The organism is Candidatus Equadaptatus faecalis, from assembly GCA_018065065.1.
Lineage (GTDB): Bacteria > Synergistota > Synergistia > Synergistales > Synergistaceae > Equadaptatus > Equadaptatus faecalis.
Window position 1 is genome coordinate 1 of record JAGHTZ010000029.1, and the last position, 10,977, is coordinate 10,977.

12 protein-coding genes are annotated in these 10,977 nt (G+C 43.2%); 1 reads left to right on the forward strand and 11 read right to left on the reverse strand.

The features are described from left to right. Nucleotides 1-261 (forward strand): hypothetical protein (locus KBS54_02405; GenBank protein ID MBQ0054982.1); only part of this gene is annotated, 261 nt, incomplete at its 5' end. A gap of 825 nt (nt 262-1,086) precedes the next feature. On the opposite strand, the gene KBS54_02410 is transcribed toward KBS54_02405, so the two are convergent. The 11 genes from KBS54_02410 to KBS54_02460 form a co-directional block, all read right to left on the reverse strand. Further along, nucleotides 1,087-2,886, reverse strand: coding sequence for a hypothetical protein (locus KBS54_02410; protein ID MBQ0054983.1), 1,800 nt, complete (start codon nt 2,884-2,886; stop codon nt 1,087-1,089). An 11-nt stretch (nt 2,887-2,897) separates the two neighbouring features. Then, complete coding sequence (locus KBS54_02415; GenBank protein MBQ0054984.1) at nt 2,898-3,749, reverse strand: DNA adenine methylase; 852 nt, start codon at nt 3,747-3,749, stop codon at nt 2,898-2,900. After that, nucleotides 3,749-4,774 (reverse strand): DNA adenine methylase, encoded by a 1,026-nt coding sequence (locus tag KBS54_02420; protein ID MBQ0054985.1) that lies wholly within the window; start codon nt 4,772-4,774, stop codon nt 3,749-3,751. Before KBS54_02420 ends, KBS54_02415 begins: the two co-directional genes overlap by 1 nt. A 1-nt stretch (nt 4,775) precedes the next feature. Continuing rightward, a complete protein-coding gene (locus KBS54_02425) occupies nt 4,776-5,045 on the reverse strand; it encodes a hypothetical protein (GenBank protein ID MBQ0054986.1) in 270 nt (89 codons plus the stop codon). Nucleotides 5,046-5,217: 172 nt separating this feature from the next. Next, a complete protein-coding gene (locus tag KBS54_02430) occupies nt 5,218-6,024 on the reverse strand; it encodes an NYN domain-containing protein (protein ID MBQ0054987.1) in 807 nt (268 codons plus the stop codon). Nucleotides 6,025-6,178: 154 nt separating this feature from the next. Further along, on the reverse strand, nt 6,179-6,790 hold the full coding sequence (locus KBS54_02435) for a hypothetical protein (protein ID MBQ0054988.1): 612 nt from the start codon (nt 6,788-6,790) through the stop codon (nt 6,179-6,181). Continuing rightward, entirely contained in the window at nt 6,748-7,608 is an 861-nt protein-coding gene (locus tag KBS54_02440) for a hypothetical protein (protein ID MBQ0054989.1), read from the reverse strand. Before KBS54_02440 ends, KBS54_02435 begins: the two co-directional genes overlap by 43 nt. Nucleotides 7,609-7,669: 61 nt before the next feature. Beyond that, the gene (locus KBS54_02445) at nt 7,670-7,990 is read right to left on the reverse strand and encodes a hypothetical protein (GenBank protein MBQ0054990.1); all 321 of its coding nucleotides are present in this window, start codon (nt 7,988-7,990) and stop codon (nt 7,670-7,672) included. Between the two features lie 2 nt (nt 7,991-7,992). Then, entirely contained in the window at nt 7,993-9,645 is a 1,653-nt protein-coding gene (locus tag KBS54_02450) for a type II/IV secretion system protein (GenBank protein ID MBQ0054991.1), read from the reverse strand. Nucleotides 9,646-9,712: 67 nt separating this feature from the next. Beyond that, nucleotides 9,713-10,099 (reverse strand): ribosome silencing factor, encoded by a 387-nt coding sequence (gene rsfS, locus KBS54_02455; protein MBQ0054992.1) that lies wholly within the window; start codon nt 10,097-10,099, stop codon nt 9,713-9,715. 39 nt (nt 10,100-10,138) lie between these two features. Beyond that, nucleotides 10,139-10,977 (reverse strand): LCP family protein (locus tag KBS54_02460; GenBank protein ID MBQ0054993.1); only part of this gene is annotated, 839 nt, incomplete at its 5' end.

Genomic DNA, 10,977 nt, shown 5'->3' on the forward strand with positions numbered 1-10,977 from the left:
GAAGAACAAAAAATCTTTGTCTTGCTGCATGGAACGCAGCGGAAGTGCAGCATCCAGCGACGTTACGCAAGTGAAACGAGCGTTAAGGTTTTAATTTGTTCGTTTGTCGTTCTTAGTTCGTCGTTTGTTTTAATCTACACGCCCCTAAGGGGCTGTGTTTACTGTACCCAAATCAAATTTTACAGGAGGAAACTATCCAATGAAAAAGACGGCAGTGCTGTTCTCATTCCTGACGAAAACTATGCAAAAGCAAGATATTAAATCATACTGCAAAAATATATATCGGGGAACTGCAATCAGTCCTCCGCTTTTGTGTTCTCATACAGTCCGTCGCGGAAAACATATAACTTTTCAATAATCCATCGCAAAATAATTGCTTTTTTTTAGAAAATCAGGTTGCCATTTGAAACAGTTTTGCCGTTTTTGTAAATGTAGGGGCAAGAAACAAATCTTATTATGCCTTGCTTGCGGGCGAACTCCTGAACGTTTGGGGACTTGCGGAAGTCTTACGCTGAATATATCAGCCAAACGAACGTTTAACTCCGCGGAGCCAGCCCGCCCCGATAAAAAATAAAAATCGCATTCGCGTTTGCGTAATCCCGTCTTCAGGGCTGCGACAAATCCGCACCTGTTCGAGGTACGACGATTGAAGCGCTGCAACACGTAAAACACACGCAGTAGTGGGCACTGCCCGGCTTCAAGTCCACACACGGCTCCCTCTCACAGCCTTGGGATTGTAACACCGTCAACAAAAATGCAGCACAGTTTCAAACAAACGAACAAACGGCGCACCGTCAAATCTCGGCGGCAAAGCCGTTTGTCCGCGTACCAAAATACTGAAAAACGAAAACCGCCGGAGACGCAACGCTCAAACGCCTTGCCAAAGGGCTCGGCAAAGAAATACGCATTGACTTTGTCACTCCGAAAGTGCAGCACAGAGTCACCCAGGCGGAATAATCCAACAGCAAACATAAAAAAGCGTGGGATTGTACTCAGTCCCCCGCTTTTGTTTTGGTATATTATGTAAAATTACGTTTCGTCGACGAACTTGCCATTACATTCATTGTCAACTGTAACAATATAACTCTACACGGTTGTATACGTTAATTCTTTATTTGCAAAATCATCGAAGAAATTTCTGCAACCTAACCGTCCGCTTTTGATATTTTCAGCCAAATACAGAAGATTTTCAACAGAGATTGCGCCTCCATTTATTCCGGAATGAGTATTGGATATATACTCTAACTGCTGCTCAAAGTTTCCTTTCAGGTATGAGGTCACAAATAAAAAGGTGAAATTACATACATTCTCCGGAAATTCCTTCCACCATTCATTTGGGGGTATGCAGGGAAGTCTGCGCTGGTTTTCATTCACGTAACGCCCCATTTCATCTGCGGAATGTACCGGGATATTAAACCCGTCTTTGTATGACTTATTATCAATAATTGTTCCACAATTACCATAAGAAATTATAATGTCCGGTCTGTTTGCGTCCCCAAGCCTTTTTCCTGAAAATCCCATTTCATTTACAAAAAGCGATGCCGTTTGTATCTCAAATTCTCTTGCATCTGAATTTTTGCTTGATTTCGCAGCAGCATCACTGTACGCCAAATCAATCAGGGCAAGATAATCGTGCTTCACATTAATTAATCTGTCTCTCACTCTGTCTTTTATGTCATTGACAATTTCTTTACTGCATTTAGAGCGTTGAGGCAGAACAAGTGATTTTATCATATCATGCAGTTTATATTTTCCATTGCGCTCTGTAATCTCTATGCCGATAGAATATAAACCTTTGATATGATCCTTAACAGTACTTTCAGAGACAGTGCCATCCGCTGTTTTCAATGCTGTTGCAATTTGTTTGAGGCTTTTGGAAGAAACAGAGAGCGTGTTCAAAATAGACGCCCTCTCGTATCGTAAATAATTTGCGCCGGGAGCCTTGTTTGAAGCAAGCATTTCAAACATTACAATACGCGGAATTCTTTTATTGCTCGAATTACCTTTTGCCATTATTAGGGCTTTTTCTCCTGCTCGTGTAATAGAGTAAGCCTGTAATTTAGCTGTATAGGATTTTTCTCTATAAATCTCTGTTACCTGTTTGGTCGACTTTGTAACCCAGCCCATCTGCATCAGCCAACTTGCTATGCCGCGAGCATATTTATCCGAGTCGCCTTCCTCATTGTTTCTTATACTTGTTTTCTGATTTGCTGGAGCTTCACAATAGTCGCAAAGATATGCCGCCTGCGGAATTGAAGTAAAACCCAACTCACCTTTGAACCCAAGTTCTTTTCCCAACTCAAATTTTGTAAGTTCATCTGTTTGTTTTAAAAGAGACAGTATTCTGATTACCGGAGGATAGGAAAGCAACGCTACGCTTAAAGCTTCTGTCTCACCGCAGGAGTCAGCTTCTGACATGGCGAGTTTTCTGCCCAAATCAGAGATTTTACATGTATCTTCCGCTATATTATATTCTAATAAGCCACATGATATTGCCCAGCGCAGATAACCATCAGCAGTCCAGTCATCAACGTACGGTTTTTTGATTGTAATAGTGCTGCCTTGCCTCCCTGCGTAAGTTCTGCTCTGTTGTGCATCAATAACAGCTTGGACTATGCCTGTACATATTGCATCTGCCCGACGCCCACTTGAACCCTTGCCTTTCAAAAGGTTGTAGTCTATTTTTAATGTTTCTTTTGTCAACTGTTCACGAAAGGTTGTATAGTCCTGTTTTGATATTAGTTTGTAGCGATTAAGCAACGGCAGTCTTTCATTGACAAGCCACAGATTAACCTTTGAGTTAGGCTCAAAAATGCTCACGACTTTTTTCAATTTTGCCAAATCAGCAGGATTTTGCACCCAGCCAAATGTCCTGTTAGGCATCATACCGCAACTCCTTAATAATTTGTAATCAAAACTTCTATCGTTCTGTTGTTTTTATTATTTGAGTGGTAATTGCAATTATTGTAATTGAAGGATAACGTGTGCATGTTATAATTCCTCGCAGCTTTCCAGTCAAGCAAATGTTCGTTCTTCAAACCTTTATGTTCAGCGACATTGGACAATGCAAATTTAATACCTTTTGCATTTAGACTGTCCAAGATAGAAAAAAGCTGTATATCGTCCTGTTCTCTCCAACCTTTAAAGCCGCGTTTGCCATCGTTATAGCTCCCGCAGCTCATAAGGTACGGAGGGTCAGCATACACGAAATCTCCATTTTTCAGTATACTGTAATCAAATTCTGTAAAATCCTTTGTTGAGAATTTTATGTCTTCAAGTTTATCCAGTATTTTCAGAAGGTTCATTCGCATTGTTTCATTAAAGGAACTGCGATTCTTCCCAAATGGGTTGTTGTATTCATGCCGTGTGTTAAATCTAAACTGATAATTAAAACTGTAGCACATTAAGACGTAAAGATCCAACGGTGCAGGATGCAGATTATAATACGCTCTAAAGCAATCATATCCTGCCTTATTGGTTTTGCTCAGCTGCCATTTATCTATTGTTGCGTCTATATACCCAAGTATTTCTTCTCTGCTATGTTTCTGAAATTCCTGAAAAATCTGTATGACATGATAGTTGATATCATTAGCATATTTTTTCTTCGCAGATGTGTTGATTACAACATCACAGCCTCCGGCAAAAATATCAACCATTGTTTCAATATCCTGAGGAAAAAGGCTATGCATCTGTTGTATTATCCTGTATTTATTCCCTATGTAGTTCATAGGCGATTTAACGTATTCCATTACCGTCTCCTTAGAAAGTATAACTGTTCTTTTAATCCCTGTGTATTGTTTGGAATCTTGTTCTTATATCTCCGATAATCATACTCATACAGTCTAAATGTATCTTTTACCGCGTATTGCCTGCAAAGCCGACACAAAAAATCAGTCGAAAGCAACCCTTCATTATTATAGCTGATTATTATGTATTTTGACTTAGCAAGATTTAAAAGATTATCAAAAGCAGTTGCCACGGCGTTTTTTTTGCAAAAAGGACTTTTTTGATTTTGGTATTCCCGCATACCTGTAACACCGCTTATCTGAGGATTATCATACTTGGCAATAGTTTCAAGCAAATGATAATTTGGCAGATATTCACGTGAGTTATACGGCGGATCCGCATACAACACATCGGTTTCTTCCGACAGAGCCTCCGAATAATCAAGGTTCATACACTTTGCAGGCTTGTTCGTATGATTTATTGGCAGAGGCTGTAATTTTAGTTTATTAAATGTCCTGTTGTCCCAATATTTCAAGTAAGCCCCAAATGTGCCCGTAATATTCGCAACATACGGAACTGCTTGTAAAAGAATTGCAAGCAGATAAAAATATTCATCTTCAGATATCGCTCCTTCATTTTTCCATAACTCTATCTGCATACGTATCAAATCTATTTTTATTGCGTTGTCATTCTGAAAGTACATCCGCTGCGAGTTTATATTTGGTGAATAGTTATTGTATACAAAACAATCTTCCAAAGCAAACGGAGTTTTATCCAACGTAATTCCATTCAAAAAGTCAAACGGTTCTATTCCTTTCAAGCCAGAAAAGATTGGGAAATTCTTTAATCCAAGCGTGCCTCTTGCAATTACATAGCTAAAATATAGAAAATCGTTTGTGGTAACATTAAGTTTCAATTTCATAAAATGCGTTGACACTGCACAGGAACCGGAAAAAACATCCAAAATGCTGTGAATGTCGGAGCAGTTTTCTTTCAACACATTTGATATGTTATTCAACATTAAAGTTTTGCCGCCAATATAGCGCATATCAAAAATCCTTTCTGTTTTGTTCGATAAGGCGTTTTTTTCCGTCAGAGGCAACAAGTTTCAACCGGTTACATTTTGTAACCAACTCATTTCCTTCGTCTGTCAGGCGCTTTTTCGTTACTTTCCAGTAGTTTCTTGCTGCCTGATAATCAACCGCATCGGTCAAAGCACCGATAACGTCAACTACGGAGAAGTACCATTCCTGTCGTTCTTCGTCCCATGCAGTTCTGATTTTTCTGTTTTCAAAAAGCTGTACCGCGTTCTCCGTCATTGCAGTATCTCCTTTGCAGTCCGGCTGCTTCGTTTCTTTCGTTTATATTATCGCAGTTCAAACAAAAAATGTCATTTTGAAAATGACATTTTTTGAAAATTTTGTGCTGTACTGCTCCGTTTCGGTACAAAAAACAGGCTGAATTTGCCGTTCAGCCCGTTGCACATACAGATTATATCGTAAGGTTGTCGAGCAGCTGCTGATATACGGGGTGCAGTTTTTCGTATTCTTTGTTTATTTCTTCCTGTATGGCTTTTTCTTCTTCCGTCAATTCAGTCTCTTTTGTTTTGCCGTCAAGCTCCGCGCGTTTGCGGTCTTCCCAGTTTGTTTTATATCTGTCATCGCAGTAGCGCAGTCCGTCTATGTTTTCGTAAAGCTCCGGTTTTATGTAGGCTCCGAGGGAGTCAAGTATAAAATCTATGCCTTCGGAGCGGGCAAGTTTCGCCGCCGGTACAAAGTCGCTGTCTCCCGATATAAGCACTATCTGTTCGCAGAGGCGTTTATAGGCAAGGCTCGCAATGTCAAGCCCTATCTGCATGTCAACTCCTTTTTGCGACACTTCAAGGCGGAAGTCTCTTTCCGTCAGTTCTTCAAGGCTTTTCTGTTTTGACAGGATATTTTCAAGCACGTTCTGGCGTATGGTGTAATGAGCCTGTTTTTCGTTAAGTATTCCCATGCGCAGGGCGACTTTGCGTTTGTGTTTCAGTTCTTCGATAAATCTCATGTTCCAGTCGTACTGCGTCCGTCTTGAGAGGTCGATTTCTTCCCGTCTCAACGGGTGAAAAACTTTTGCGGCAACCGGCAGACAGTCGTAATAATATATGCGGAACAGTTCCGTTTTGCCTTCCGTTCCGTATTCAAGATGTCTGTAGCAGTATTTAATCATTTCTTCAGCACGTTCTTCCGCGCTTCTGTTGCCTATGCACTTGAACGCCCGCTGTTTGTAAAATGCCCCGTCAATGAATATCGCGGTTTTCATTCACAGCCAGCCCCTTTCTTTTTGGAAATTGATTGCGGAGTATATTTTCGCACAATTCTTTGATTTTGTCCCGTAAATTTTCAGACTGCAAAAAATGTTATTCAGACCGTTGGGTTTTATTTGATTATTACGGCTCGGCGGCGGGAGAACGGCGTTATTCTATCATTATCTGTCTTCTTTGAGTATGAAGCTGTTTTACGGACATTTTTCCGCCGTACAGATAAACCGCCGCTTCGGTGATATACACGCAGCGGCTTTTGTTTAAGGCATTTTTAGGTTTAATTTCCGAGACAAGAGCGTAACGTTTGCTGAAATATTCATTTCCCGCTTCGCCGCCGTACATTTCAGGGGCGCGTTTCGGTATGCCTAATTTCTGTGCCTCCGGCATCCACGAAAGACTGTAATTTTCGTCAACGATATACGCCTTAATTTCAGTATGGCTGTTTGCCGACGAAATTTCATCTATGATTTTGTCATCTAGTTTTATTGCGGGATTTTCAAGCGCTGCGGCAGATACCGAAAAATCGGGCAGAATTTCGCCGTTTGACAATTTTATTTTAAGGCTGTCAAAAAGCACGTTTTGAACCTGCACAGCAATATTGTCCTCTGCCAGTATTTCTGTCTGAATACTCAGCGATTCGGAAAATTTCGCTGCAACAGTCAGGCAGAACGCGGCTGACAAAATCGCCGCGGTCAGAACGGGTAAAAAGGTTATAACCGTTATCAGTCCACGGTGTTTGGCTGAAAATTTTCTCTGTCTACGCAATTTGTCAGGCTCCATACAGTTTTAGACGCATACAGCGCTTTTTTGCAGTCAAGACCGCGCCACTCTTTGAGCAGCTCAGCATTTGACACGTCTTCTTCAAAATCAAGCAGTTTAATTTCTCTTTCACGTCTTTCTCTGTTTCCCTTGGCAAGTATATATACCGTCAGCTGTTTTGTTCCGCCGTTTTTCAGAATAAAACGCACGTCTTCTATGCCGTCAACGCGCGGCTGAGAACCGCTTGTCCTGTAATCATAAGTATACAATTTTCCGTCAGACGCATACAATTTCATTGCACAAAATAGATATAATACTTCACCGCTTGGTATGGTGAAATTTTCAGACGAAGTATCGCCGGCCGTAAGCGAGCTTCCCGTAATTTTACTCACCAGCAGCGGCACGGGTTTGGGCGACATTCCGCCGAAAAGAACGTAATTTTTGACACCGGCATACTCTCCGCTGTACACAGCTTTGATTTTATCGGAGGGCAGATTCACGTTGAATTTTATGCTGCCGCTGCCGCTAAAAGCTGTTTTGACCGAGGTAAAGCATTTTTCTCTTTTTGCATAGGCGATTTTCAGCTGCGCGTTATTTTTTCCATTGTAAGCAACAACTGAGACGGGGCCGTCCCATGAAAACGGTTCGGATGAGGTATTCTGAAATGATTTTTTGTATTCAGTTTCTTCGGAGGGCATTCCGTAGCCGCAGAAGAAGAGAGGCTGTTTCATAACAGCTTCCGCCGCGCATATTCTCTGCATTGCGGCACGCATATCATAGAGACGCAGACTGTTGTCAACAGTATTTTTAAACAACGAAAGCACGGCAGGGAAAAACAACGCGGCAATAAACGCCGCAGCTAAAGCCTCAACAAGTATTGAACCTTTACTTTTTCCAGAATAAAGCTGCATTTTTTCCTTTGCGAAGCATGGAATTTTTCGAAGTGATTACAATTTTCGCGCAACCGTTAGCCACCGTGCTTTCTGACACGGCGTATCTGCCGCCCGTATTGTACGTTCCGCTGCACGTCAGACTGCTCAGCGTTTCGGTGCAATATTTTTGCAAAGTATAGTTTTCAACAGCGTTCACGGCAATTTTACCGGAGTAGACTATGAGCGAATAAACCATGCCGGACAGAATAAACGCCAGCGTAACACCGAGGACGGTTTCAAGAAGCGCAAAGGCTTTATCTTTTTTGTGCAGCATTTTTATTCCTCAAATTCAAACATATACAGTTCGTCTGCGCTGACTTCCGCGTTCAAAATCTTTGCCGCAAGCGCGTCGTGCAGGCTCTTCGTGCCGTGTTCCACGGCGTATTGGAGCATTTCACGAGAAGACGCTCTGGAATTAATCATTTCGGCAAGATTTTTATCTATCTGCAAAATCTCGGCTATTACCGTTCTTCCGCTGCTCCCCGTATGTCTGCAGTGTTCGCAGCCTTCCGCCCTGTATATACGCGCTTCTCTGCCGCATTTCAAAAGTTCCAAGGTCTTTGCGTCCGCCGTGTATTCCTTCATGCAGAACGGGCAAAGTCTGCGTACAAGCCGCTGCGCCGCAACGTATTTCAGCGAGGCGGCAAGCAGATACGGCTGAATGCCCATATCAAGCAGTCTGCTGACGGCACTTACCGTGTTATCGGCGTGAAGCGTACTTAAAACAAGATGCCCCGTCAGTGCTGCTCTTATCGCAAGTTCCGCGGTTTCAGTATCTCTTATTTCACCGACCATAATTTTGTCGGGGTCCTGTCTCAGCACCGAGCGGAGTATATTGCTGAAGCTGAGGCCTATTTTGTCGTTCACCTGCACCTGATTGATGCCTTTCAGTGTGTACTCTACGGGGTCTTCTATGCTGATTACGTTGCTTTTACTGCTGTTCAGCCTTTTCATCAGCGCGTGCAGCGTCGTGGATTTGCCGCTGCCTGTAGGACCGGCAATCAAGATTAAACCGCTGTCAAGCTTTATCGCTTTGTGCAGTATTTCTGCGTCTCGGCTTTCAAAACCGAGCCTGTCAAGTTCAAAACTGCTGAGATCCTGTTTCAGGAGCCTTAAAACGGCTTTTTCTCCAAATATTGTCGGCAGTGTTGAAATTCTTATATCCACCGTGCCGTCGTCAGCCCTGTAAAACATTCTTCCGTCCTGCGGACGGCGTTTTTCGGCTATATCCATATTCGCCGCGATTTTAAGCCGTGCAATAATCTGTGCATGAAGTTCAGAGTCAAAATTCAGCATATTGAACAGCGTTCCGTCAATTCTGCACCGCACCCTGGTAATATCTCCAAGCGGTTCGAAATGCACGTCAGACGCTCTGTACTCTACTGCTTTGTGCAAAATCGCGTTTATAAATTCGGCGGCGGCATTTTTTTCTTCCGGCGGTACAGCGTAATTTTCCGGCTCAGTTTTTGCGGTTCCTCTGCTTTCAGGCTGTTCAACAGCAGGATAAAATTTATAAAACAGCTTTATAAGTGAAGCAAGCTCCGTTTCAGGCACAACGTAAAGCTTCAGTCTGCCTGAAATAAGCCTAAGTTCATCTGTAACAGACGTGTCAAGCGGGTTGGAGAGCGCTGCTTTCAGTACGCCGTCTGCAAGTTCAAGAGGAAGAACGTTCAGGCGGACGGCAGAAGCTTCCGGAATAAGCTTGAGTGCTGAATAACGCGGACAAAGCTCTCCCGCTGCCGCAAATTCGCAGTCACAAACCTCAGCAGATATCTTTGCCGCGACTCTTTCAGGAAAATTTCCGCCTTCAAAAATTTTCGCAAGCTGCTTTTTGTCTTCAAAAGCAGCTTTTAGGACAGCCGCCTTTTGTTCTCCCGCAACGTCTTTCAGCTCGGCAAGTATTTCGGTTATTCGTTCCTTTTTGTCCATTTATCCTCGTCTCTTAGTTTCCGGCACCATTTTGCCGCATGACACAAAAATCCGGCATTTGCCGGATTTACTTAAAAAGTTCTTCCGCCGGATCTGATTCATCCGTAAATTTTTCGTTCGGTGCGTCGCCCCAAAGTGAGTCAAGCCTGTAGTAATTGCTTCCTTCTTTGCTGAGTATGTTAATTACGAGATGACCGGCGTCAACAAGGCACCATTTGCTGCTGTCCGCTCCTTCAACGTTGTACGGTACTTTTATTTTGTCAAGGAATTCTTCGGCAGTATCGCGCAGTGTTTTCGCATGAAGATCGCTGCGGGCTATCGCAACAATAAATGCCTCGGTGAAACCTGATACTTCGCTCAAATCGTGCACACTGACTTCAAGCGCCTGTTTGTCCATCAAAGCATCGATTATCGGTTTGTAATTTTTCATAAAGCTTTCGTCAGGCTGTGTCATTTTTTTCCTCCCGTGTAAATTTAATTCTGTGACAGTACGTTATTTTACCGTTTCTTTTATGCTTTCAAGCATTTTAAATACTTCCTTGTAGTCATGCCCCAGTATAACGGACACTTTTGTCGTCTGTGCGTTGGAGCGTATCAGATTGTCCGGTACGCTGAGCAACGCTCCGAGTTTCTTCGCGCTTTCGGCATCGGAAGAGCCTGAGCCGGTAGGGTAAGAAATCGTCGAAGCCGCACCCGTCGGATAAGAAATATTAGTGTACATGTAATCGTTATGTTTTGCATTGCCCACATAGACAACGTCCACGCCAAGGGTCTGCAATTCCTTTGCAAGCGCGGCTGAAATTCCTTTGGCTCCGGATCCGTTAAGCACGGCGACAGGCTGTGTAATGCCCTGAACTGTCTTAAGGATTTCTTCTTTATCCCTTACAGCCGCAGTTTTTCCGCCTCCTGAAGTCTGTCTCGCTTCTTCTGACGCTGATGAGTAGCCCTTGGTATATCCTGCAGTGACGCCGGACTCCCCAAGCTCTTTGCTGCCGTTTTGAAGATCGCCGAGCGTCGCGTTGATAAAACGTTTTCCGTACGCCGGATCGCCTATCCAGAAACTGAGTCCGTCTATAAGGTCAGCTTCTCCGTAAAGCGTGCTCATGTAAATGTCCTCGCGCTTAAATTCGGATACCGCAAAACCCGCAAGAGCGGTTGCCAGCTTTATCGGCATATTTGTCTGGAATACCTCCAGTGTGCTTGACACAATTGATGGAAAGCGGGTTATAACCGCCGGTGAATAAGCCTTTTTCAGCAGTGCTTTTATAAACTGCTGCTGTCTCTGAACGCGGCCGATATCCCCCTGCGCGTCTTTTCTGAATCTGACGTAAA

Bases quoted from the DNA above. Each gene is read 5' to 3' on its own strand.
- rsfS (MBQ0054992.1), bottom strand. From the start codon at position 10,099: ATGACACAGCCTGACGAAAGCTTTATGAAAAATTACAAACCGATAATC.
- KBS54_02410 (MBQ0054983.1), bottom strand. From the start codon at position 2,886: ATGATGCCTAACAGGACATTTGGCTGGGTGCAAAATCCTGCTGATTTG.
- KBS54_02445 (MBQ0054990.1), bottom strand. From the start codon at position 7,990: ATGCTGCACAAAAAAGATAAAGCCTTTGCGCTTCTTGAAACCGTCCTC.
- KBS54_02420 (MBQ0054985.1), bottom strand. From the start codon at position 4,774: ATGCGCTATATTGGCGGCAAAACTTTAATGTTGAATAACATATCAAAT.
- KBS54_02430 (MBQ0054987.1), bottom strand. From the start codon at position 6,024: ATGAAAACCGCGATATTCATTGACGGGGCATTTTACAAACAGCGGGCG.
- KBS54_02415 (MBQ0054984.1), bottom strand. From the start codon at position 3,749: ATGGAATACGTTAAATCGCCTATGAACTACATAGGGAATAAATACAGG.
- KBS54_02450 (MBQ0054991.1), bottom strand. From the start codon at position 9,645: ATGGACAAAAAGGAACGAATAACCGAAATACTTGCCGAGCTGAAAGAC.
- KBS54_02425 (MBQ0054986.1), bottom strand. From the start codon at position 5,045: ATGACGGAGAACGCGGTACAGCTTTTTGAAAACAGAAAAATCAGAACT.